Source organism: Streptomyces sp. NPDC002793 (assembly GCF_040295485.1).
Lineage (GTDB): Bacteria > Actinomycetota > Actinomycetes > Streptomycetales > Streptomycetaceae > Streptomyces.
Genome location: NZ_JBEOVL010000012.1, coordinates 175,705 through 198,776, shown reverse-complemented (window position 1 = coordinate 198,776; position 23,072 = coordinate 175,705). Strand labels below are relative to the sequence as shown.

At 72.6% G+C, this 23,072-nt stretch carries 21 protein-coding genes and 2 tRNA genes; 16 read left to right on the top strand and 7 right to left on the bottom strand.

Annotated features, from left to right (window positions below; genetic code table 11):
- Positions 1-55 precede the first annotated feature (55 nt).
- Positions 56-418, bottom strand: a complete 363-nt coding sequence (locus ABT001_RS14815; RefSeq protein WP_351276721.1) for a hypothetical protein — start codon at positions 416-418, stop codon at positions 56-58.
- 257 nt (positions 419-675) lie between these two features.
- Between ABT001_RS14815 and ABT001_RS14810 the strand changes: the two genes are divergently transcribed.
- A complete protein-coding gene (locus tag ABT001_RS14810; RefSeq protein ID WP_351276718.1) occupies positions 676-2,034 on the top strand; it encodes an NsdA family TPR-like regulatory protein in 1,359 nt (452 codons plus the stop codon).
- A 43-nt stretch (positions 2,035-2,077) separates the two neighbouring features.
- On the opposite strand, the gene ABT001_RS14805 is transcribed toward ABT001_RS14810, so the two are convergent.
- Positions 2,078-2,674: a histidine phosphatase family protein gene (locus tag ABT001_RS14805; RefSeq protein WP_351276715.1), complete on the bottom strand. Its 597-nt coding sequence runs from the start codon at positions 2,672-2,674 to the stop codon at positions 2,078-2,080.
- Positions 2,675-2,997: 323 nt separating this feature from the next.
- Between ABT001_RS14805 and ABT001_RS14800 the strand changes: the two genes are divergently transcribed.
- From ABT001_RS14800 to ABT001_RS14770, 7 genes are all read left to right on the top strand, one after another.
- The gene (locus ABT001_RS14800; protein ID WP_351276712.1) at positions 2,998-3,939 is read left to right on the top strand and encodes a phosphatase PAP2 family protein; all 942 of its coding nucleotides are present in this window, start codon (positions 2,998-3,000) and stop codon (positions 3,937-3,939) included.
- Positions 3,842-5,020: a hypothetical protein gene (locus ABT001_RS14795; protein ID WP_351276709.1), complete on the top strand. Its 1,179-nt coding sequence runs from the start codon at positions 3,842-3,844 to the stop codon at positions 5,018-5,020. The genes ABT001_RS14800 and ABT001_RS14795 overlap by 98 nt, the downstream gene beginning before the upstream one ends.
- On the top strand, positions 5,011-6,633 hold the full coding sequence (locus ABT001_RS14790) for a hypothetical protein (RefSeq protein WP_351276706.1): 1,623 nt from the start codon (positions 5,011-5,013) through the stop codon (positions 6,631-6,633). Before ABT001_RS14795 ends, ABT001_RS14790 begins: the two co-directional genes overlap by 10 nt.
- The gene (locus ABT001_RS14785; RefSeq protein WP_351276703.1) at positions 6,630-7,964 is read left to right on the top strand and encodes an AAA domain-containing protein; all 1,335 of its coding nucleotides are present in this window, start codon (positions 6,630-6,632) and stop codon (positions 7,962-7,964) included. Before ABT001_RS14790 ends, ABT001_RS14785 begins: the two co-directional genes overlap by 4 nt.
- Positions 7,965-8,062: 98 nt before the next feature.
- Positions 8,063-8,404, top strand: a complete 342-nt coding sequence (locus ABT001_RS14780) for a DUF8844 domain-containing protein (protein WP_351276700.1) — start codon at positions 8,063-8,065, stop codon at positions 8,402-8,404.
- A gap of 194 nt (positions 8,405-8,598) precedes the next feature.
- Positions 8,599-9,297, top strand: coding sequence for a bifunctional DNA primase/polymerase (locus tag ABT001_RS14775; RefSeq protein ID WP_351276697.1), 699 nt, complete (start codon positions 8,599-8,601; stop codon positions 9,295-9,297).
- Positions 9,288-9,361: transfer RNA gene (locus ABT001_RS14770), tRNA-Lys, on the top strand. Before ABT001_RS14775 ends, ABT001_RS14770 begins: the two co-directional genes overlap by 10 nt.
- A gap of 56 nt (positions 9,362-9,417) precedes the next feature.
- On the opposite strand, the gene ABT001_RS14765 is transcribed toward ABT001_RS14770, so the two are convergent.
- Positions 9,418-10,659, bottom strand: coding sequence for a M6 family metalloprotease domain-containing protein (locus ABT001_RS14765; protein WP_351276695.1), 1,242 nt, complete (start codon positions 10,657-10,659; stop codon positions 9,418-9,420).
- A gap of 435 nt (positions 10,660-11,094) precedes the next feature.
- Here ABT001_RS14765 and ABT001_RS14760 point away from each other — a divergent pair, with 435 nt between their 5' ends.
- Complete coding sequence (locus ABT001_RS14760; RefSeq protein WP_351276693.1) at positions 11,095-12,933, top strand: putative bifunctional diguanylate cyclase/phosphodiesterase; 1,839 nt, start codon at positions 11,095-11,097, stop codon at positions 12,931-12,933.
- An 18-nt stretch (positions 12,934-12,951) separates the two neighbouring features.
- Here the strand turns inward: ABT001_RS14760 and ABT001_RS14755 are convergent, their stop codons facing one another.
- Together ABT001_RS14755 and ABT001_RS14750 are read right to left on the bottom strand one after the other, a co-directional pair.
- On the bottom strand, positions 12,952-14,049 hold the full coding sequence (locus ABT001_RS14755) for an LLM class flavin-dependent oxidoreductase (protein WP_351276691.1): 1,098 nt from the start codon (positions 14,047-14,049) through the stop codon (positions 12,952-12,954).
- A 94-nt stretch (positions 14,050-14,143) separates the two neighbouring features.
- Complete coding sequence (locus tag ABT001_RS14750) at positions 14,144-14,908, bottom strand: maleate cis-trans isomerase family protein (RefSeq protein WP_351276689.1); 765 nt, start codon at positions 14,906-14,908, stop codon at positions 14,144-14,146.
- 184 nt (positions 14,909-15,092) lie between these two features.
- Here ABT001_RS14750 and ABT001_RS14745 point away from each other — a divergent pair, with 184 nt between their 5' ends.
- From ABT001_RS14745 to ABT001_RS14715, 7 genes are all read left to right on the top strand, one after another.
- Positions 15,093-16,052 (top strand): D-2-hydroxyacid dehydrogenase, encoded by a 960-nt coding sequence (locus ABT001_RS14745; RefSeq protein WP_351276687.1) that lies wholly within the window; start codon positions 15,093-15,095, stop codon positions 16,050-16,052.
- Positions 16,053-16,258: 206 nt separating this feature from the next.
- Positions 16,259-17,164: an ectoine/hydroxyectoine ABC transporter substrate-binding protein EhuB gene (ehuB, locus tag ABT001_RS14740; RefSeq protein WP_351276685.1), complete on the top strand. Its 906-nt coding sequence runs from the start codon at positions 16,259-16,261 to the stop codon at positions 17,162-17,164.
- Positions 17,165-17,182: 18 nt separating this feature from the next.
- Positions 17,183-17,917 carry an ectoine/hydroxyectoine ABC transporter permease subunit EhuC gene (ehuC, locus tag ABT001_RS14735; protein ID WP_351276683.1) on the top strand — a complete coding sequence of 245 codons (735 nt, stop codon included), beginning with the start codon at positions 17,183-17,185 and terminating at the stop codon, positions 17,915-17,917.
- Positions 17,914-18,555, top strand: coding sequence for an ectoine/hydroxyectoine ABC transporter permease subunit EhuD (gene ehuD, locus ABT001_RS14730; RefSeq protein WP_351276681.1), 642 nt, complete (start codon positions 17,914-17,916; stop codon positions 18,553-18,555). Before ehuC ends, ehuD begins: the two co-directional genes overlap by 4 nt.
- Complete coding sequence (gene ehuA / locus ABT001_RS14725) at positions 18,545-19,378, top strand: ectoine/hydroxyectoine ABC transporter ATP-binding protein EhuA (protein ID WP_502967472.1); 834 nt, start codon at positions 18,545-18,547, stop codon at positions 19,376-19,378. Before ehuD ends, ehuA begins: the two co-directional genes overlap by 11 nt.
- 175 nt (positions 19,379-19,553) lie before the next feature.
- Positions 19,554-20,312 carry an IclR family transcriptional regulator gene (locus ABT001_RS14720; protein WP_351276679.1) on the top strand — a complete coding sequence of 253 codons (759 nt, stop codon included), beginning with the start codon at positions 19,554-19,556 and terminating at the stop codon, positions 20,310-20,312.
- Between the two features lie 113 nt (positions 20,313-20,425).
- A tRNA-Lys gene (locus tag ABT001_RS14715) sits at positions 20,426-20,499 on the top strand.
- 64 nt (positions 20,500-20,563) lie between these two features.
- Here ABT001_RS14715 and ABT001_RS14710 read toward each other — a convergent pair.
- Together ABT001_RS14710 and ABT001_RS14705 are read right to left on the bottom strand one after the other, a co-directional pair.
- Complete coding sequence (locus ABT001_RS14710; RefSeq protein WP_351276677.1) at positions 20,564-21,154, bottom strand: lytic polysaccharide monooxygenase auxiliary activity family 9 protein; 591 nt, start codon at positions 21,152-21,154, stop codon at positions 20,564-20,566.
- Positions 21,155-21,328: 174 nt separating this feature from the next.
- Positions 21,329-23,053: an SPFH domain-containing protein gene (locus tag ABT001_RS14705; RefSeq protein WP_351276675.1), complete on the bottom strand. Its 1,725-nt coding sequence runs from the start codon at positions 23,051-23,053 to the stop codon at positions 21,329-21,331.
- Positions 23,054-23,072 lie beyond the last annotated feature (19 nt).

The following is a 23,072-nucleotide window of genomic DNA, read 5'->3' as shown; positions in this document are numbered from 1 at the left end:
GGACACCTGGGCGACCGGCGACGGCGGATGATCCGCCCACCTGGCCATTATGGCCTCAGCGGCAGTTGTCGGCCGCCTCGATGAGCCGGGCCGCCTGGTCGAGGGCCGCCCGCAGCACGGCCGGATCGGTGACCGGAGCCTCCGCGGCGGGCGGCAGGAGCCAGCCGCCTCCGGTGACGGGCGGCTCGGCGGGGAGGCGCAGGCCCCGGCCGTCCGTCCGCGTACAGGCGCTGCCGGGCACGTCCCACGCGTCCGCCGTGCCGGGCGGCACGAGAAAGCCGAGGACGGCGCAGGCCCCGTCGTGCAGGACCGGGCCGACGGGCTCGTCCGCCGCTCGCCTGCGCAGGATGTCGACGGCCTCCAGACCCTGACGCGCCGGGACGGTGACCAGATCGCACGGTGTGGTTTCCGGGCCCATGTGGTGAGGCAAGGGAACCCCTCCTCTTCGTCTCGACGAGGCGGGGCCACGCCCCGTCTCCGCATGGACCAACGCGCCGACGGCGTCAACGGCTACGGCGGCACGCCGCCGCAAAGGGTGGCAGTTCATGGCGGATCGCGGCCGAGATGTCCTGTTTATAGGTAAACGCTGTGTGTACGCCCCGTCACAGACGGTACGTTCTTGCTCCGCCGGGACACCGGAAGCAGGCGCCCGGCTGCACCAGAGAGGGCCCCGCCATGGTGTCGACACGGGCAGTTCCCAACCTCGCCTTCCGGCGGCTGCGCGGACAGCGCTCCGCCGGGGAGTTCGCCGCAGCGGTCCGCAGGGCCGCCCGCGAGATCGGTGAACAGGTCGCGTGCGACGCCCGGTACATCGGGCGCGTGGAGTCCGGCGAGATCCGCTGTCCCAACTACGCGTACGAACGGGTGTTCCTTCACATGTTCCCCGGGGCCGCCCTCGCGGACCTGGGCTTCTCGGCCCGCGAGAGCGTGCGCGGCCGGGGGGCCCGCACGACGCCCGTACCCCCGCCCACCAACACACCCCCCACGCTCCACAGCGACATCCACGAGGAGAGCGACGTGCTGCGTCGCGTGTTCATGACCAGCGGTACCACCACGGTGGCGGCCGCGTCCCTGACCCTCGGCGGGCATCACGCCGCCGCGGGCCCCCTCGCCGTTCCCGCACAGCGCCGGGTCGGCGAAGCCGAGGTGAGCGCCGTGGAGGAGGCGGTGCGCCAGATCCGGCTGCTGGACGACCGGCACGGCGCGGACGGCCTCTACCGGCGGGCCTCCCAGCCGCTGCGGGCCGCGTACGCCCTGCTCGACTCCGGCACCACGACGCGGGGCAGCACCTCGGACCGGCTGCACTCGGGCGCCGGCGAGCTGGCGATCTCCGTGGGCTGGCTGGCCCACGACTCCGGGCGCTTCGACGACGCGCGCTCCCATTACGCCGAGGCGCTGGCGACGGCACGGCTGGCCGGGGACGCGGCGCTGGAGGCGCACGCGTTCTGCAACGCGTCCTTCCTGGCCCGCGACATGGGGCGGGCCCGTGAGGCGGTCCGAGCCGCGGAGGCCGGGCAGCGGGCGGCCCGGCCGCTCGGCTCACCACGGCTGCTGGCGCTGCTGGCGCTGCGGGAGGCGGGCGCCAGGGCGTGGCTCGGGGACCGCACGGGGTGCGAGCAGGCGATCGGGCGGGCGCAGACGGCGTTCGACCGGGGGCCGGGCGACGCGGACCCCGAGTGGATGACCTTCTTCCGGGAGGCCGAGCTGGAGCTGCTGGAGGCGCAGTGCTGGTCGGTGCTGGGTGACTGGCCGCGGGCGGCGCGGCACGCCCTGCGGGCGACGCGGCTGCAGGACCCGCACTTCACCCGGAACCTCGCGCTGTACCGCGCGCAGCTCGCGGGTGACCTGGCGCGGGCGGGCACGGCCGACGAGGCCGCCGCCGCCGGCCACCAGGTGCTGGACCTCCTGGACCGGGTCCGGTCCTCCCGGATCCGCGGGATGCTGGCGAACGCCGTACGGGTGCTCCGGCCACGGGGCGGCCCGGAGGTGTCGGCCCTCCTGGCCCGCTACGAGGAGCTGCCCCCGGAAGCCTGAGGGGCGGGCACTCCTCGGCCCGGGCCGAGGAGTGGGGCCCTGGTCAGCGGTCCAGGTGGCCCGTGTCGTTCCAGCGTTCCAGCGCCGGGAGGCCGTACGCCCAGCCCAGCACCGACAGCGACGTCGGCTCCAGCCGGATCCGCGCGGCGAACGACACGTCCTCGCCCAGCCACCGCGCCCCCAGCGCCCGCAGGATGTGACCGTGGGCGAAGACCAGCACGTCGCGGTCGGCGGAGCGCGCCCACGCGACGACCTCGTCCGCCCGGGCCGTGAGCTCGGCGAGGGTCTCGCCCCGGGGGACCCCGTCCCGCCAGATGAGCCAGTCCGGCCGGTCCGCCTTGATCTGCGCCGGGGTCAGGCCCTCGTAGTCGCCGTAGTCCCACTCCATCAGCGCGTCCCACGGCTCGGCACGGTCGCCGAACCCGGCGATCGCGCACGTCTCGGCGGCACGGACGAGCGGGCTGGTCCGCACCTCGACGCCGGGCAGACCGCCCCAGGGCTCCCGGTGCAGCCGCTCACCGAGGAGCTTGGCGCCTTCGCGGCCGGTGTCGAGGAGGGGGATGTCGGTCCTGCCGGTGTGATTGCCCTGGACCGACCACTGTGTCTGGCCGTGCCGGGCGAGCAGGATTCGCGGTGCCATGACGGCTCTCCCTGAAAATACGGAGATCCGAAGATCCGGGGACCCTAGGATCTGGTGGGTCCGAGACGGCGGTGTCCGGGACGGCTGAGGGGCGGCGGGCACGGACGGCCGGCTGGGAGACCGGTGCACGCGAAGGCCCCGCCCCATCATCTCGCACCTTCCTCGCGGGCAACCTGCGGGGCGGCGTCCGCGTCCCTCCCAGCGCGTGGCCCACGCATGACCAGGGACGTCCGCACGGGTGGCCCCCAGGGGAAATCAGGGCATACGACCGCCGTACGGTTGAACGCCCGCCGTCGACCGCATGAACAGGGGAGAGCCACCGGATGCCGCACGCCACCGCCGCGCCACCGTCCTCCGGTATACGGCCCCGCTGGTGGACGGAGCTCCCGCTGATCGCGGTGGTGTACGGGCTGTACTCGATGGGCCGGCTGCTGGTCCACGAGAACGTCCCGGCGGCCGTGGAGAACGGTCTCGCGATCCTCCGCCTGGAGAAGGCGCTGCACCTCAACGCCGAGCACCCGCTCAACCGGCTCCTGACCGCCCACCCCACGCTCGGCGTACCCGCCGACTTCGCCTACGCCTCCCTGCACTACCTGGTCACCCCGGCGGTCCTGATCTGGATCTTCCGGCGCCGCAGCGCCTCCTACAGGGCGGCCCGCACCTGGCTGATGACCTCCACCCTCCTCGGCCTGGTCGGCTTCACGCTGATGCCGACCTGCCCGCCGCGGCTGCTCGACGCCCACCACGGTTTCGTCGACACGATGGCGCAGTACAGCGCGTACGGCTGGTGGGGCACCGGCGCGAGCGCCCCGCGCGGGCTCAGCGGGATGACCAACCAGTACGCCGCGATGCCGAGCCTGCACGTCGGCTGGGCGGTGTGGTGCGGCGTCCTGCTGTGGCGCCACGGCCGCCACCCGCTCGTCCGGGCGGCGGGCGTCGCGTACCCGCTGATCACCGTGTTCGTCGTGATGGGCACCGCGAACCACTATTTCCTCGACGCCGTGGCCGGGGCCGCCGTGATGGCGGTCGGCGCACTGCTGACCAGGCCGTTCATGCGGCTCTCGGACCGCGTCAAGGACCGGTCCAGGGCCGTGTTCGCACAGCTGCCCACCTCCCGCGCCGCCGCGGAATCCACGATTGTCAGTGACGGATGCAAGACTTCCGCGGGTGAGCGAATACCCGGCCGGCGGACCGCCTCCGCAGATTCCTTCGACGCGAGCGCCCGCGCCTCGGCCGACACCGACGCTCCGGCAGCGACTCGCTGAGCTGCGCGGCCCCTCCGTCGCGCCGCATCCGCTCGACGCGCGCGCACTGGCCGCGCTCGCAGCGAACCCGGGGTGCAAGCGGCGCGCCCTGCTCGACGGCGCGGGGGTCGACAAAGCCGTGCTGGCCACGGCCCTCGGCTCCCCCGCCGCGTTCGGCCAGTCCCAGTTCGCGTTCGTCCGGGGCAACGCCTTCGAGGCGAAGGTCAAGGCCGACGGAGGCACGGAGCTGCTGCGCCTCCTCGTCGAGCGGCTCGGCGGCGGCGCCGAGGCACCGGCCGAGGTTACGGTGCCGGATCTGACGGCGGCCGGCCCCGAGGGCCGGGCCGCACGGACGGCGCTGGCGCTGCGTGAGGCCACGGCGGCGGGCGGCTGGGCGCTGCTCGACCACCCGATGCTGGCGCTGGAGGTCGCGGGCTCCCCCGCCTATCTGGAGCCGGACGCCGTGGTGGTGCACCCCGACGGCACCTGGACGGTCGTCGAGATCAAGTCCTTCCCCATGATCGACGGTTCCGCGGACGCCGCGAAGGTCGGTGCCGCGGCCCGCCAGTCCGCCGTCTACGTCCTGGCACTGGAGCGGATCGCGGCGAAGACGGAGGGCGCCGAGGTCGGCCACCGGGTCCTGCTGGTCTGCCCGAAGGACTTCTCCAACCTGCCGACCGCCTCCGTCGTCGACGTACGGAAACAGCGCGCGGTCACCGCCCGCCAGCTGACCAGGCTGACCCGCGTCGAGGACATCGCGGCGGCCCTGCCCGAGGGCACCACCTTCGACCCGGGCCGCTCCCCCGACGAGCTCGGCACCGCCGTCGAGGCGGTCCCCGCCGCGTACGCCCCCGAGTGCCTGGCCGCGTGCGAGCTGGCCTTCCACTGCCGGACGAAGGCCCGCGCGGAGGGTGCCGTGGAATCGCTGGGCCGGAGTGTCCGGGGCGAGCTCGGCGGCCTGACGACGGTCACCGGAGTGCTCGCCGCTGCCGCCGGCAAGGAGGGCGACCCGGCCGACCCGACGGTGGCGGCCCTGCGCAGGGCCGCCGCCCTGCGGGCGGAAGCCCTCGCCGGTGCGGAGGGCGGCGTCCCATGTCACTGATCGGCACCCTCGCCCGGCTGGAGGCGGTCGACAGCGGCCGGGCCCAGCCGCTGGCCACCGTGCGACACCGCCATCTGACCGGCCGGCCGCTCGTGCTGGTGCCGCTGACGACCGCCGGTGAGGCCGGCGCCCCGCTCGGCGCCCTCGTCGGCACGGACCGTGCGGCACCCCGGCTGCTGACGGTGGCCCAGCCGCGCGACCGTGATCTCCGGTTCGCGTTCCTCGCCGAGCTGGCCGAGGCGGTGCTGCCGCACATCGAGTCGTACGCCGATGCCGTCGAGCCCGCCGAGCGCAACGAGACCGATCCCGCGACCGGCAAGAAGGTCAAGGTCGAGGTCGAGCTGTGCACGGACGCGGCGCAGCTGATCGTGCCCAGCCGGGCCGGCATCGACTTCGTACGGCTGCTCGGGCGGTCCATGCGGTTCCGGCGTACCGCCGAGGACGACCCGGACACCCCGTATCCGGCGCCCGCCCGTGTGCCGTTGCTCGGCCGCTGGCTGACGCACTACGGGGAGCGGGCCAGGGTGCCGGGCTCCTCGCTGCTGCTCGCCGCGACGGACCTGCTGAACCGCCACTGGGCGACGGGGCAGAGCAGCCTGGAGGACCAGCATCTCGGCGCGCTGCTCGCCTGGGTCGACCCGCCGTACGGCGAGTCAGGTGCCGAGGCGGCCCTTCGCGCGGAGGGCGAGCGGGACCGTGCCGGTCAGCTGGTCTGTCCGCCGGCCGGCCCGGCGACGGACCCGGCGTTCGACAACAGGCTGCTGGCGCCCGCGATCGAGCGGTACGACAGGGCGCGCACGGCGCTGGCCGCCGCGGAGGACGGCCTCGACGCCGATGCCCGGCTCGGCGAGCTGAGCGGCGCCGAGCGGGAGATCCGGTCGCTGCTGGCCGGTGTGCTGCTGCCCACCTGGGACGCGGTGTGGCGGGGGCTCGACCTGCTGGCGGAGCTTCCCGAAGGGGCGCGGGCCGAGGACCGGTGGACCAAGGACCGCTGGTCGTTCACCGCGCACCGGGACCGGGTGCGGGCGGGTGAGCCCCCGCAGCCACGCCGGGACGACGCGGTGACGGCGGCGCGGAAGCTGGCCTCGCGGGAGACGGCCCAGGCGCAGCTGGACGCCCAGGAGGCGCTCGACGATCCGCTGGTGCTGGCGGGGCGCAGGCTGGCGGGCGAGGCGTTCATCGGAGAGGTGACGGACGTCGAGATGGCGTACAGCGAGTCGAAGCGGCCGTCGCCGCGTCCGCTGGTCACGGTGCGGACGGACGAGCGCCCGCATCTCGGTGAGCGGACCAAGGTGTACCGCTCGCTGGACGGGAAGCCGCAGACGGCGGAGTTCGTGGCGTACGCCTCGGGGCCCCCGGACACGGACACCGGCGCGGTCGGACTCGTCCTGCGGATCACGGACCGGATGGGTCGCGGCAAGGAACCGGCGCCGGGTTCGGTGCCCGAGCCCGGCGACCGCATCGCCTGGACCCTGTTCGAGCACGACCAGCGGGGCGGCCCGAAGCTCCCCGACCCGGAGGACACCCCGTGGACCCACGGCGGTCCGCCGGGCGCCGCCGGTGGCGTACCTGCCGAGCAGCCCGATCCCGTGACCGCGGAGGACCTCCTGTGACAGCCGTTCTCGACCCGGGTGCCGCGGCGGCGCGGGCGACCGACGCGATCCTCGACGACACCCTGCGCGGTACGGCGCGCGGCATCGTGGTGGACTCCCCGCCGGGAGCGGGCAAGTCGACCCTGGTGGTGCGCGCCGCGCTGGAACTCGCCGCCGCGGGCCGCCCGCTGATGGTGGTCGCGCAGACCAACGCCCAGGTGGACGACCTGGTGGTGCGGCTGGCCGAGAAGGCCCCCGAGCTCCCGGTGGGCCGGCTGCACAGCAACGACTCCGATCCGTACGACAAGGTCCTGGACGGCCTGGACAACGTACGCACGTCGGCGAAGGCGGCGGATCTGGCGGGTCTGGACATCGTCATCTCCACGGCCGCGAAGTGGGCGCACGTGAAGAGCGTCGAGCCGTGGGGCCACGCGATCGTCGACGAGGCCTACCAGATGCGCTCGGACGCCCTGCTGGCCGTGGCCGGGCTGTTCGAGCGGGCGCTGTTCGTCGGGGATCCGGGGCAGCTGGACCCGTTCTCGATCGTGGGCGCCGACCAGTGGGCGGGCCTCTCGTACGACCCGTCGGCGAGCGCCGTGTCGACCCTGCTCGCGCACAATCCGGAGCTGCCGCAGCACCGGCTGCCGGTGTCCTGGCGGCTGCCCGCTTCGGCGGCGCCGCTGGTCTCGGCGGCGTTCTACCCGTACACGCCGTTCCGCAGCGGTACGGACCACGGCGACCGGCGGCTGTCGTTCGGGGTGCCCTCGGACGGGTCGGGCCCCGACCGGGTGCTGGACGAGGCGGCGGAGTCCGGCTGGGGGCTGCTGGAGCTCCCGGCCCGGCACACCCCGCGCACGGACCCCGAGGCGGTCCGGGCGGTGGCCCTGGTGGTCCGCAGGCTGCTGGACCGGGGCGGCGCCGCGACGAGCGAGCGCGGCCCCGAGCCCGTCCCGGTGACGGCGGAGCGGGTCGCGGTCGGCACGGCCCACCGCGACCAGGCGGCGGCGGTGCGGGCGGCGCTCGCGGAGCTGGGGGTGACGGGCGTGGCGGTGGACACGGCCAACCGGCTCCAGGGCCGTGAGTTCGACGTGACCGTGGTCCTGCACCCGCTGTCGGGCCGCCCGGACGCCACGGCGTTCCACCTGGAGACGGGCCGGCTGTGCGTGCTGGCCTCGCGGCACCGGCACGCGTGCGTCGTGGTGTGCCGTGCCGGGGTGGCGGACCTGCTGGACGAGCACCCGTCGACGGAGCCGGTGCAGCTGGGCGTGACGGTGAAGTTCCCCGACGGCTGGGAGGCGAACCACGCGGTGCTGGCCCATCTCGCCGAGCACCGTGTGCATTGGACGCCCTGATCCTGGGCAGCGCTCCTGGTGCGCGGGGCGGGTAGCGCTCTTGCGCCGGGCTGGACAATGGAAGGTGGCCGTCCGGCCGTACGAGGAAGGAACACCACATGGCACAACCCGAGCGGAACGAGCGGCAGAGGCTGCGTCCGGCGCCGCTGCTCTTCGAGCCGTCGGAGGCGGCGGCCGATCCGGAGCACTTCTTCGACCTGGAGTCGATGGAGGACCCGAGCGAGCTGCTGGCCCGCGCGACGGAGCTGACGCTCGCCTTCCGGGCGGCGACCGACCGGGCCGTGGAGTTCCAGGCCGTGGCCGCCGCCCAGCTCGCCGATCCGCGCCGGTTCGACCGGCTCACGCCCGCGGACATAGCCGAGCGCGCGGAGTGGACCGAGGACTACGCCAAGAAGATGATCGAGTTCGGCCGGTCCCTGCTGGACACCCCCGCACCCTGACCGCCGGGCCGGAAGGCCCACGAGCCCGGAACGGCCCGAACGCCCCGGGGAAGCCTGAAAGCCGCACGACCGTACGTCACCACGAGTACACCCCTGGCATATGCCGTCGGGCAAGATACCGTGCCTCGCCGCACTCTGTCCGGCTTTCGGCAACTCTGAGAGACAGGAGTGTCACGGCCGGTAGACATGACGCCATGAGCGCTTGGCTGAACGACGAAACGACTCTGCGGACCGCTGCCACCCCCCACCTCGGTGTCGACATCTTCGCCTTGCTGCGGGACCGTGTCGGCCACAGGGCCGACGATGGGGCCGCGGTGGTCACGGCGTCCGGTGCCGCGTGGCTGGCAGGCGCTTCGTCCCACCCCCGCGGCACGCTCTCGCAGTGGGAGGCCCACCCGTCCGCTCCGGGTGTCCTGCCGTGCGGCTCCACGTTCGACATCGTGAACGTGCCGGCGTTGTTCGGCCGCCGCATGCTGGAGCGGCTCTGGGCGGAGGGGCCGGGCTCGGGCCCGGTCGCCACACACCGGGGCCGGATGCTGCTGTTCGCCTCCCCGGGCACGGCCCAGCGGCTGCCGTCGCTGCTGGCGTGGGAGGAGTGGGGCACGGCAGGTGCCGACGGAGCCCGGAGGCATCAGGGCGACCTGCCGCCCGTGCTCTGTCACGGCACGGGTGACGCGGTCACCGTCCCGCCCCTGACCGGCGGCGCGGGCGCGGGCGGGCCGCGCTGGGTGGTCGCCCCGGACACCCGCAACCCCTGGCTGCCGGGCCCGGACGTACTGCTGTGGGCCTGTGTGCGCGTGGGCAGGTCGGCGGCACCCTCGACCACCGGGAATTCGATTTTTCCTCCTGCCGATCCGGGTGCTAATGTCTACGACGTCACCAGGCGCCGTTAGCTCAGTTGGTTAGAGCAGCTGACTCTTAATCAGCGGGTCCGGGGTTCGAGTCCCTGACGGCGCACAGACGGAAGAAGCCCCTCGCGGAAGCGGGGGGCTTCTTCGTGCGCGCGGTGCGGGTCAGACGCCGGTGGTGACCCGTACGGTCCAGGCTCCGGACCGGGTCCGGTCGGCGACGTCGATACGGATGCGTTCCCCCGGCACGGTGAAGCGCTCGCCCTCCCGGAGGGGGGCGTCCGCGAGCGGCGGGTAGACCGACCGGTCCCAGCAGGCCTCGGAGTCGGGGTGGGTGTCCAGCACCTCCACGGGGCCGCCGCCGGACGGCGTCGCGTTGCGGATGCGGTAGATGAGCACCCCTTCGGTGCACGTCGTCCGGTCGTTGCCCGTGGCGCCGCGTGCCTCGATGGCCAGCGCGCTGTCCGTGCCGGTCCTGACGACGGCGAGTCTGGTGCCGAGGGAGGCGCCTCGCACCGGCACCTCCGCCATGGGCTCCAGGGTGAGGTCGGCGGCGCCCTGCACACACACGATCTCCTCGCCCTCCAGCCAGCCGAGCTTCCACTTGTGCCAGCCGAAGAGGTCCGGGGACAGTCCGAACTGGCTGCCCATGACGTCCCAGTCGCCGACGTGGGTGTCCCAGTCGCCCTTCCCGTCCTCCGGCCGGTGGTAGAGGTCCGCCAGGTCGAAGACGTGTCCGGTCTCGTGCGCGAGGACGTTGCGGTCCGGCGGGTGCTCCTCGAAGAGGGTGACCACGCGCCGGATGTCCGTGCCGTCGGCGCGCACCGGCCGGTCGAAGTTGACGACCTTCGTGGCGTCGGAGTCCACACCGGGGGCGTCCGGGTCGGCGACGAGGTAGACGATGTCGTACGCGGAGAAGTCGGTCCGTTCGTCGGCGGCCTCGATCGCGTCCCGCAGGTAGGCGCCGCGCCGCTCAGGGGCCCAGTCGCGCTGTATGCCGTATGCGGTGGAGGGGCGCGGCATGGGGGTCCACTGCCGCTGGGGGTGGGCGCGCAGGGTGAACTTCCCGTACGAGGCACGCCGGAAGAAGCGGGTGGTGGAGGGGAAGTAGTCGGCGGCGAGCACCTGGGGAGCCACGGCGGGTTCGGAGTCGGGGAACGAGAGGAAGACCATGACCGCGTCCAGGTGGCGCTCGGGTCGCGGGTAGGCCTCGTTCCACGTGTCGAGGCCGAGTGAGTGGTGCGCCGCCGTCCGGGGCAGGGCGCACGGCCCGGCGTCCCGCGTGACCGCCACGGCGGGCCCGGCGACGAGTCCGGTGGCGGCGAGCGCCAGGAGGGAAGTGAGAGCGGCCGCCGCACTGCGCAGACTCGGCTTCTCCAGTCCCCCGGGTCCGTGCTGACGCGGCACATCTACCTCCGGGTGGCGAATGCGGGACTTCCCCCTCACCCTGTGCCGATCCGGGGTCGTACGCCCTGTTGTGCTGCCCCACACGGGTCAGCGGAGGCCGGGGTGATCATTCGGAGTCGAATCACTCCACTCACGGACAGTCACAATCACTCACCCTGCAACTTGAATCAACCACATCGCCGCAAAAGTGATCATCTACGACCACATTGCATGAGCGCGCCCCTTACGGGAGACACGTGGAGCACGCACAGGGCGGAGGTCCGCCATGCGCGTGCCGGATGTCCGAAACCGCGGACGCGCTGGAACGGCCCGCGCGCCACCCTCTATGCTTCACCTCGCTTTCCCGCGTGGTTCCCGCCTCTGGCACGGCACTCCACTCCACGCCCCTGCCCGGCCACACCTGTTCATGACGATCTGCGACAGCGGGAGCGAGCAGTGAGCGGAACCTCCGAAGGGCCGATCTCGCCGACGGACACGGCTCCCGGCGCCGACCCCTCTGGCGTCACGCGGTGTGATCATCAGAAGCCGGTCCTCTCCGAGCTGCGTGACTACCGCGCCGCGTTCGCGGCGGCCGCCCTCCCGATGGCCGTCGTCGACCACCTCGGCCGGATCGTCAGACCGAACGACGCACTGGGCGGGCTGCTGGGCGCCGACCCCGGCTCCCTCACCGGTCAGCCCGCCGCCGGCCTCGTGGGGCTCACGTCGGACGGCCCCGCCCTGCGGGCGTACGGCGAGGTACTGCGCGGCACCCGCCCACGCTTCCGGTGCACCCGGCGGATCGAGCACGCCGACGGCCGGCCCCTGTGGGTCGAGGTCACCGTCGTGCGGATGGACGAGGTGGCCGAGGGCGGGGGCCGGGTGCTGCTGTCCGTCGTCGACGTCAGCGACGGGCGCGAGCTGCGGGAGCGGCTGCGTCATCTGCGGATGCACGACCCGGTGACCCGGCTGCCCAACCGCGCACTGTTCTTCGAGCGGCTCGCGTCCGCCCTGGGGACACGGGTCCCGAGCGCGTCGTCATCGTCGGGGCACGGCCGGATCGGCCTCTGCTACCTGGACATCGACGGCTTCAAGGCGGTCAACGACACCCTGGGACACCGCACCGGCGACCAGCTCCTCGCCGCCTTCGCCGAGCGGCTGACCCGCTGCGCCGAGGGCGACGGGCAGCGGACCGGCAGCCCGCTGGTGGCGCGCCTCGGCGGTGACGAGTTCGCCATCCTGGTGGAGGACTCCTCGGGCACGCGGCAACTCACCGACCTCGCCCGTTCGGTCCTCGCGGCCCTCCAGCGGCCGTTCGAGGTGTCCGGGCACCGACTGGCGGTCACCGCGTCGATCGGGGTCGTGGAGCGGGCCGCGGCGGGCACGTCGGCCACGGCTCTGATGCAGGCCGCGGACACCACGCTGTACTGGGCGAAGGCCGACGGCCGGGCCCGCTGGACCCTCTTCGACGCCGAGCGCAACGCCCATCGGATGACCCGGCAGTCGCTCTCCTCCACGCTCGGACCGGCCGTCGAACGCGGCGAGTTCACGCTGGAGTACCAGCCGCTGGTCGGCATGGCGGACGAGGTCGTACGGGGTGTGGAAGCCCTGGTCCGGTGGAACCACCCGCGGTTCGGGCTGCTGGCGCCGAGCCGGTTCGTCCCGATCGCCGAGGAGGACGGCACGATCGTCCAGCTCGGCCGGTGGGTGCTGCGCACGGCCTGTCGCCAGGCCCGCCGGTGGCAGCGGGAACACCCGGACGAGCCCGCGCTGTTCATCAGCGTCAACGTGGCCGTACGGCAGGTCCGGGACTCCGATCTGGTCGCCGACGTGGCGGAGATCCTCGCCGAGACCGGCCTGGAACCCGGCCTGTTGCAACTGGAGTTGACCGAATCGGCGGTCATGGGATCGTCGGGCCGACCGCTGCGGGTGCTCCAGGCGCTCAACGCCATGGGCGTCCGCATCGCGATCGACGACTTCGGTACGGGCTACTCCAACCTCGCCTATCTGAGCCGGCTGCCCGTGTCCGTGCTGAAGCTGGACGGCTCCTTCGTGCGCGGGTTCCGTTACGAGGACGGCGCGCACCCCAGCCCGGCCGACGAGACGATCGTCGAGGCCATGGTGCAACTGGCGCACCGCCTGGGCCTGACGGTCACCGCGGAGTGCGTGGAGACCTCGGGCCAGGCGGAGCGGCTGCGCCGGATCGGCTGTGACACCGGGCAGGGGTGGCTGTACTCACGTGCGGTGGCCCCGGAGCTGATCACCGAACTGATCGGCGGCAGGCCCCCGGAGGGCTGAGGACCACGGCACCGGGCGTCAGACCCGGGGCAGCCCGTAGGCGTCGGCGATGAGCTCGTACGAACGCAGCCGGGCCTCGCCGCCGTGTGCGTTGGCCGTGATCATCAGCTCGTCCGCACCGGTGCGCTTGGCCAGGTCGTCCAGGCCGCCCCGGACCTCGTCCGCCGTGCCGTGGACGATGTCCTTCAGCCAGCCGTCGACGAACTCGCGCTCCATGGGGCTGAAGTCGTACGCCTCCGCCTCCTCGGGGCTCGGCGTCAGGCCCGGGCGGCCGGTGCGCAGCCGGACCATGGAGAGGGCACCGGTGAGCACCTGGCGCCGGGCCTCGCGCTCGTCGTCGGCGGCCAGCGCCGCGACCCCGATGAGGGCGTAGGGGGCGTCGAGCACCGCGGAGGGCTTGAAGGACTCCCGGTACAGGTCCAGGGCCGGCACGGTGTTGCGGGCCGAGAAGTGGTGGGCGAAGGCGAAGGGCAGGCCGAGGACGCCGGCGAGCCGGGCGCTGAAGCCGGAGGAGCCCAGCAGCCAGATCGGCGGGCGGGCGGCGGACTGGACGCCGCCGGGTGACGTGGCCTGCACGGGGCCGGGGACGGCGTGGATGCGGGCGTAGGGGTGCCCGTCGGGGAAGTCGTCGTCCAGGAAGCGGGTCAGTTCGGCCAGCTGCTGCGGGAAGTCGTCCGCGCCTTCGTTCAGACGGTCGGTGCGGCGCAGGGCGGCCGCGGTGGCGCCGTCCGTGCCGGGTGCGCGGCCGAGGCCGAGGTCGATGCGGCCGGGGGCCATCGCCTCCAGGGTGCCGAACTGCTCGGCGATCACCAGGGGGGCGTGGTTGGGCAGCATCACACCGCCGGAGCCGAGCCGGATGCGCTCGGTGTGCGCGGCCAGGTTCGCGAGGATCACGGCGGGGGACGAGGAGGCCACGCCGGGCATCGAGTGGTGTTCGGCGACCCAGAAGCGGTGGAAGCCACGGCTCTCGGCCAGCTTGGCGATGTCCACGCTGGTGCGCAGGGCCTGGGTCGCCGTGCGGCCCTGGCCCACGGTCACCAGGTCGAGCACGGAGAGGGGCACGGAGGCCGTCCCTCCCGCTGTGCCGCGAATTTGGTCGCCTCGGTTCTCGTCCACGTGTTTCGGCCTCTCCGATGGTGCGTCTGGGTACCGGAGGGTGCAAACAGGAGGATGACTCCGCTTATTCCCGTGCCGCTGCCACGGACGGCCCTTACTCCCGCACCTCGATGCCCCGGGGCTCGGTGGCGCCCAGCGGGGGCTCGCGGGTGGCGAACAGGGTGCCGAGGGTGGGGGCCCAGATCCGGCGGTCGGCGAGCCGGAGACCTTCCCAGACCGCCACCTGGTTGGCGGTGAGGACCGGCTTCCCGAGGAGTTCCTCCAGCTCGGGGACGTACGCGACGGTGTGCAGGGCGTTGTCGGGGAGCAGCACCACCTCGGCGTCGGGGTGGTCGCCGGCCACGGCCAGTTCCTTCACGAGTTCCGCGTCCGCCGCTGCCGCCTCCGTCGCGGTGATGATGCCGCTGCCCCGGGTCGCGGCCACCTCGACGCCGCCGGACGTCAGGAAGCCCGCGAAGAGCGCGGCGATGTCCTCGGAGTAGGTCGCGGCGACCGCGACCCGGGAGGCACCCAGCTCGCGCAGCGCGTGGACGAAGGCGATGGAGGTGCTGGACGCGGGGAGCCCGGCGGCCCTGGCAAGCTCCGCGGCCTGGGTGTGCGCCCCGTCCCAGCCGTAGGCGAAGCTGCCGCCTGAGCAGGCCCAGACCAGGGATTCGGCGCCGGCCATGCGCAGTTCCTCGACACCGGCGTGCAGACGGTCCGGCGCGCCCGCGGCTCGCAGGTTCTCGGCCCTGCGGACGTCCTCGTCGATGTCGGTGTGGAAGAGCGGCACTCTGATGTCGCTGTCGAGCATGACCTCCATCCGCGGGAAGTCGTCCTCCGCGGCGTGGCCCGGATAAAGAAGTCCTACGGTCGTCATGTCCGTCCTTCCCGTGCGTCGGGATGTCCTGCCGGCCGGCCTGATCCTCCGCTGCCCCTGCCTGGGACAAGTATTCCCCTCATTGCCCCGTGCCGTCGCCCGCAGCATGGGTGACCAGCGGTTCCTTCCGGACGACGGAGGCCCTGTTGACGGACGTACCCACCGGTGCGAGCGTGGTCGTCCGATGGCCGCTCCCGTGATCCTCGTCCTGGACACCGACCCGTCACCGCGCCTGGGCCGGCTGACCGGCCGGGCCGTCGTCCGGTACGCCGACGAGCGGACGCTGGCCGGGCAGCTGCCCGAAGCGGACGTGCTGCTCGTCTGGGACTTCGCCTCCGACGCCGTCCGGGAGGCCTGGCCGGCTGACGGGCCACGCCCCCGCTGGGTGCACACGGCGAGCGCCGGGGTGGACCGGCTGCTCTGCCCGGCGCTGGCCGCCTCCCCCACGGTCGTCACCAATGCCCGGGGCGTCTTCGAACTGCCGATCGCCGAGTACGTCGCGGGGCTGGTGCTCGCCTTCGCGAAGGACCTCCCCCGCACGCTGGAACTCCAGCGGCAGCGCAGGTGGCGCCACCGGGAGACCCGGGGGCTCGCCGGCAGCCGCGCGGTGGTCGTCGGGGCGGGCCCCGTCGGCCGGGAGATCATGCGGCTGCTGCACGGCCTCGGCGTGCAGGTGGCGCTCGTCGGCCGTACGGCGCGGCGCACGATCCATGGCGTCGAGGACCTGGGGCGGCTGGCGGCGGGCGCGGACTGGGTGATCGCCGCTGCCCCGCTGACGGACGGGACGCGCGGGATGTTCGACGCCCGCTTCTTCGGACTGCTCCAGCCCTCCGCCCGCTTCGTCAACGTGGGGCGCGGGCCGCTGGCCGTCGAGGAGGATCTGGCCGAAGCGCTGCGCAGGCGCTGGATCGCCGGCGCGGCGCTCGACGTGTTCCAGGAGGAGCCGCTGAGTCCCTCCAGCCCGCTGTGGGACGTACCCGGCCTGCTGGTCTCCCCGCACATGAGCGGGGACACGGCCGGCTGGCGGGACCGGCTGGGTGAGCAGTTCGTCTCGATGTACGAGCGGTGGGCCGCCGGAGAGCCGTTGCCCAACGTGGTGGACGTGCACCGCGGTTACGTACCGTCTCCGGACACCACCGCATAACGGGCAGTCATGAACGTAAGCACACCGGGGAACACGCCCCGCGCACCCGCCGTCGCCCTGCGCCGAGAACGGGACACGGGAAGGTCACCCTCCGGCCACCGTTCGGTTACATGGGCGGCGCGTGCTGCATAGGCCTCCTGGATCGGGCAGGTGCTCACCCTGTCCGGACTGTTCGACACCCCGATTTTTCCAGGAGATCGCGAACCATGGCTGACTTCCCTCACCTGTCCCGTCGGGGCTTCCTCAATCGAACGGCGGCCGTGGGAGGTCTGCTCGTCGTCCCCGGTCTGCTCTCCGCGTGCAGCAAGACCGACGCCGGCGCGGCCGACGGTGAGGGCGCCCTGGACAAGCTCCGCAAGCAGGGCTTCGTCCGGGTCGCGTACGCCAACGAGGCCCCGTACGGCTACATGGAGGGCAAGGAGCTCAAGGGCGAGGCGCCCACCCTGCACCGGGAGATATTCAAGGCGCTCGGCGTCGACGAGCTGAAGCCGACCCTCTCGGAGTGGGACGGCCTGATCCCCGGCCTGCAGGCGGGCAAGTACGACGTGGTCAGCGCGGGCATGGCCATCACTCCGGAGCGCTGCGCCAACGCACTTTTCTCGGAACCGGAGTTCATCTCCCCCACCGCCCTGATGGTGAGGAAGGGCAACCCGAAGAAGCTCACGGACCTCGCGTCCGCGAAGGCGGCCGGAGTCACCATCGGTGTGATGTCCGGTGCGGTCGAGGGCTCGTACGCCGAGGGCGCGGGCATCGCCGAGTCGAAGATCAAGACCCTGCAGAAGCCGCAGGACGGCGCGGACGCCGTCAAGGGCGGCCGGATCGACGCGTTCCTGCTCACCGGCATCTCGCTGCGCTGGCTGGCCAGGACCAACCCCGACACCGAGGTCACCGAGGCGTTCGTCCCGGAGCTGGACGGCGTGAAGCAGTACTCCCCGGGCGGCGCGGTGTTCCGCCAGGGCAACGAGGACCTGCGGGACTCCTTCAACCGCGAGCTCAAGAAGATCGTCTCGGACAGGTCGCGCTATGTGAGCCTGCTCCAGGAGTTCGGCTTCGGCGCCACGGAGCTGCCGCCGGCCACGCTGAAGACCGCCGAACTGTGCAAGGGCCGATGAGGGCGGGGAGCACACCGTATGAGTGACTTCTTCTCCACACTCCTCGATGAGTTCCCGCAGGTCAGAGCAGGTCTGTGGGTGACGGTCCAGGCCACCGTCCTGGGCGCCCTGCTCGCCCTGCTCCTGTCGTTCGCCCTCGGTCTGGCGGCGGGCAGCCGACTGCTCCTGGTGCGCGGGGTGTCCCGTACCGTCGTGGAGTTCTTCCGCGGCACCTCGCTCTACATCCAGCTGTTCTGGCTGTACTACGCGATGCCGCAGCTGACGGGCTACGAGCTGACGCCGATCCTCTGCGGCGTCGTCGCCTTCGGCCTGAACTACGGGGCGTACGGCTCCGAGGTCGTGCGTGGCGCGATCAACTCCGTGCCGCGCGCCCAGTACGAGGCGGCGGTGGCGCTGAACATGACGCCCTTCCACCGGATGCGGAAGGTGATCCTCCCGCAGGCCTGGGTCCAGATGATCCCGTCCTTCACCAACCTGCTGATCCAGCTCCTGAAGTGCACGCCGCTGTTGTGGCTGCTGTCCGCGGCCGATCTGATGACCGTGATCCAGACGATCCGCGACCGCACGGGTGAGAGCCTCACCGCCTATCTGACGCTGCTGGCCGTCTACTTCGTCCTCGCCTACGCCCTGACCCTGCTGATGAACCTGCTGGAGCGAACCGCCAAGCGGCGGCTCGGCCTGCACACCGGCGGGGGAAGCCTGCTGAAGACACGCAGCGCGGCGCCCGCCCCGACGGCCGGAGGTGCCCGGTGAACACGTTCGACTGGGATGCCGTCGGGGAAGCCCTTCCCCTGCTGCTCGAAGGATTCCGGGTCACGCTGCTGGCGACCGTGCTGGGCACGCTCGTGGCCGCTGTGCTCGGCCTGGCGATCGCCGTGGCCGGGCGGGCACCGTCCCGCTTCGTCACGGTGCCCGTGAAGGCCGTCATGGAGTTCATCCGCTCGACCCCTCTGCTGGTCCAGCTGGTCGGCGCGGCGGCGGTCTTCACCTCGGTGGAGCCGCTGACCATCGGCATCGTGGTGCTCGGCATCCACTACGCCACCTACACCTCCGAGGTGTACCGCGCCGGGATCGACGGCGTACCGAAGGGCCAGTGGGAGGCCTGCCGGGCCCTCTCGATGTCTCCCCGGCGGACCTGGCAGGCGGTGATCCTGCCGCAGGCGGTCCGCAACGTGCTGCCGGCCCTCGGCAACTACGCCATCTCGATGTTCAAGGAGACCCCGTTCCTCGCCGTGATCACCGTGCAGGAAATGGTCTTCGAGGCCCGGAAGTACGGAGCGGACCACTTCGCGTACACCGAGGCATTCACGCTCGCCGGCCTGGTCTTCCTGGTCGCGAGCTACCCCACCTCGCTGCTGATGAGAAAGCTGGAGAAGCGCCTTGGCCACTGACTCTGCCCCCTTGAAGGAGCCCGCGGACCCCGTACCCATGACCAGGACCGCCGGAGTGGAGCCGCTGGTCCGCTTCGACAAGGTCGTCAAGCGGTACGGCGATCATGTGGTCCTGGACGAGCTGGACTTCACCGTCCGGCGCGGCGAGCACGTCACCCTGATCGGACCGAGCGGCTCGGGGAAGACCACCATCCTGCGGCTGCTGATGACGCTGGAGAAGGTCAGCGACGGGGTGATCTGGGTGGACGGCTCGCCCCTCTCCCACGTGCGGAAGCCGGACGGCTCGCTGAAGCCGGCGGGCGAGAAGGAGCTGCGCGCGTCCCGCAGGAAGATCGGGATGGTCTTCCAGCAGTTCAATCTCTTCCCGAACATGAAGGTCCTCCAGAACATCACCGAGGCGCCGGTCAACGTCCTGGGGACGGACCGCGACGAGGCGGAGGCCCGGGCCCGGGAGCTGCTCGACCTGGTCGGCCTCTCCGGAAAGGTCGACGCCCACCCCTCCCAGCTCTCCGGCGGTCAGCAGCAGCGCGTCGCCATCGCCCGAGCGCTGGCGATGCAGCCGGAGATCCTGCTGCTCGACGAGGTGACGTCGGCGCTGGACCCGGAACTGGTGGCGGGCGTGCTGGAACTCCTCAGCGACATCGCGCAAAACACCGACATCACGATGCTCTGTGTGACCCACGAGATGAACTTCGCCCGGGACGTGTCCAAAAAGGTCCTGATGTTCGACGCGGGACGGGTTGTGGAGTCCGGCTCTCCGGAAAAGATATTCACCGACCCCGAACACGCACGCACCCGCGAGTTCCTCAACGCGGTGCTGTGACCTCGTCTTAGGCATTACGCCCATGACCTTGGCATATGGAGAGCGTGCGCCCCAGCTCGCGGAGCCGGGGCGCACCGCCGTCCCCCCTCGACAGGCCCTCCGAACAAGCCACTTGGCGACTATCGTGGGTGAGAGCTTGCGGTCACGACCTGGCAGAGGCCCTGAAGGGGGAACCGTGGCGTTGAAGCCCGAGCCGAGGGCGCCGTTCCATTCGGTGCAGTACGCCCTGCGGGTGCTCGAATCCGTTTCCACCCACGGCAGCGGGGTGACCGACACCCAGATCTCCCGCGAGACGGGGCTGCCGACCGGACACCTCGCTCCCCTCCTGCTGATGCTGCGCCGCGAGGGATACGTCGAGCAGGCCACCGACGGCGCGTACGTCGTCGGCGCCTCGCTCCTGGAGCTCGGCTCGGGCGCCGCGCGCAGGCGGGCGGTGGAGTCGAAGCTCCAGCAGTCGCTGGTACAGCTGCGGGATTCGGTCGGTGCGGCGGTCTACGTCAGCCGGTACGTCGACGGGGAGATCCGGGTGACGCAGGTGGCCGACGGGCCCCGCACGCCCGCCGTCAACGAATGGGTGGACTTCCGCTCCGCGGCGCACGCCAGCGCGATCGGCAAGTGCCTGCTGACCCAGCTGGACCAGAACGGCCGGCGGGACCATCTGGCCCGGCACCGGATCGCCCGGCTCACCTCGCGGACGATCACGAACGAGAAGGTGCTGTTCTCCAAGCTGGACAGCCAGCCGGCGACGGTGCCGGTGCTCGACCTGCAGGAGTACGCCGTGGGCACGGTGTGCGCCGCCGTTCCACTGACGGCGGGCTCGTCGGCCGGATGCCTGGCACTGTCCCTGCCGATCGAGCACGCCCACCGGCTGCGTGCCGCGGCGGCCACGCTGAACCGGCGCGCCGCACCGGTCCTCCTGTCGCTGGCCCTCTGAGCTGCGACGCGCGCCCCGGGGGTGTGGCCCACGCCACGCGTGGATGCCGGCCGCCCGGCGGTCACGTGTGCATCAGCACCCCTGAGCACCAGGTATTATTTTCGAGTCAGCAGGCGCCGTTAGCTCAGTTGGTTAGAGCAGCTGACTCTTAATCAGCGGGTCCGGGGTTCGAGTCCCTGACGGCGCACCGACACCACTGTGGGTGGTCTCCCTCCGAGGAGACCACCCACAGTGTTTTCTGTCCTACCCGGTCAGAACTGCACGTCGGAGCACGCGTAGAACGCGTTGCTCGTGTCGGCGACGTTCCAGACCGCGAGGACGATGTGCTTCCCGGTCTTCTGGGTGGGCATCGACCCCTGGTGGGTCAGCGTCGCCGGCGGCTGCTGGTTCCCGTACGGGACCGTCATGAAGGGCTGCGACTCCAGGGCGGCCCTGGTGAGCGGCTTGGTGGAGTCCCAGCCGTTCTTGGTGATGTAGTAGCGGAAGTCGCTCGTGGAGTGCCGGGCGGTGAACTGCCAGCGGAAGCTGTAGCCCTGCCCCGCGGTGACCTTGGTGGCGGGCCAGTTACCGCCGCGCGGGTCGTCGAGCTGGGCGAAGGTACCGTTCCCGCCCGCGCAGATCTTGCCGTCCGCCGGCCCTGCCGCCGGGAAGCCCTTGGGGCCCTCGACGCTCTGGGGTTCCCACTGGATGTTGCCACAGCCGGTGACGGTGCCGTTGGCGCAGAGCTTCTGCCGGCTGATGGGTGAGTCCGTGTAGCCGTGGCTGCTGGCGCTGCCGGTCGCGAACATGGAGACGCCCGCTATCGCCAGGCCGATGACTGCCGCGCTTGCCCTTTTCCGCATGCTGAATCGCTCCTCAAGAACGTGGGGGGTGTTCTGGGGATGTTCTGAGCCGTGCTGCGCGCATCTGTGCGGTCTAGACCAAGTCCAGATTATTGACGCGACATGAACATGTCCAGACCAATGTGGGTCCGGTTTCAGCGCGTACTTCCGTGCAACCGGAAGCGACCGGACCCCTTACCCAAGGCTCCGGCCGGTGTAGAAGGCCACGGTCAAATCCCTGACCAGGGCCTTGTGTTCGTAGGCGTCCAGCTCGACGATGCCGCGCGCGGTCAGCCGGCCGACCGTGTCGTCCACCGCGTCGACCACGGCCGTCAGCACACCGTCGCGGTGCTTCGCGTCGATGGCGGCCACCCGGCAGCGCTGCATCGCCGCCGCGACCTCGGGGGCGTACTCGATCCCGGTCGGCTGCGCGGAGTACACCTCGATGCCCACGGGCGCGCAGTCCGCCCGCACCATCCGGGTCAGCGCGTCGCCGACGGCCTCCGCGTCGCGCAGGGTGCGGCTGTCCTCGTGGAACGCGTCGGCGGGCAACTGCGAGAGCACCCGGGCCAGCGCCGCCTCCACCTGGTCGCTCAGATACCGCTCGTGGTCCGCGACGCCGAACACGGCCCGTGCGGTGTCCTTCACCTGCCAGACGACCAGGACCACGGCCCGCAGAGCGGTACCGCTCGCGTCCACGGCGGGCAGCGGCTCACTGCGCCAGTGCCGCAGGCGTACGTCGATCCGGCGGCGCCGCAGGAGCGGCGAGACCCACAGGAGTCCGGTGCGCCGGACGCTGCCCCGGTAGTCACCGAAGAGCGTCAGCACCGACGCGTGTCCGGCCCGGCCACGCCCGAGGCCGCAGAGCGCGAACACCACCACGGCCACCAGCAGCGCGAGCAGCGCCCAGGCCCCGGTGCCGATGCCGTCGTACGGACGGGCACCGAGTCCGAGGCGGCCGGTCACCGCGGCGGGCAGCACTCCGTGCCACGCCAGGACGGCGAGCGCGGCGGCCGACCCGGTCACCGCGGTGAGCAGCGCGGACCAGCCGGGCAGCGCGGGGCCCGGCCGCTCGGCGAGCCGGGGGTCGGCGAGGGGTGCGGGCCGGGTGGGCCCCTGCGCCCGGGGGGAGCGCGGCAGGGGCGGCCGGCGGTCGGCGGGACGCCGCACAGTACCGGCGCCGGACGGCTTGCGGTCGCGGCCGTCGCCGATGTCCTCGCGGTCGGTCCGGCCGTCGTCGCGGAAGAGCAGGTGTACGGGGATGGGCGCCGTGGTCTCGGCGGTGATGACGGGCTGCCTCCGGCCGGCGCCCCACCAGGCGACCGGGTCGGCGGCCTCGACGGGCGCGGGCTCCCGGAGGTCGGGCGGGCCGCCCTCCGGCCCGCTCCCCCGGCCCGCCGGGACGGGCTCCACCTCCGGAACGGGCGGCGGGGCGTCCACCGGGGCCGGCTCCAGCGGCTCCGGGACCTGGGCCTGCTCCGCGCCCGGATCCGGCGCTGCCGGAGCGGGCACCGGGCCCGGGGCACGGACCAGGCTCACCGGCTCCGCCTCCCGCCTCCCCTCCGGGTCCGGGTCCGGCTCCGGGTCCGGCTCCGGGTCCGGGTCCGGCGTCAGGTCCAGGCCCGCCGGGTCCCAGCCGTCCGCCGGGGCGGGCCTGCCCACCCCGGCCACCGCGTCGAGGGCAGGCCCCAGATCCACCGGAACGTCGTCGTCCACCACCACGGCGGACACCTCGACCATGGACACCTCCACCGCGGACACCTCTGCCGCGGTCCCCGCCGGCTCCGTCTCCCGTTCCGGCTCCGCCACCGGCGGAGCCAGGTCCGCCAGGTCCCGGGCCCCGGGCCCGGGCAGGAGCACGCGGGTGTCCCGCTCGCCCAGCTCGTCCCACTCGCCCCGTACATTCTCCGTGGATCGCATTTCCGCCTCCGTCATGTCC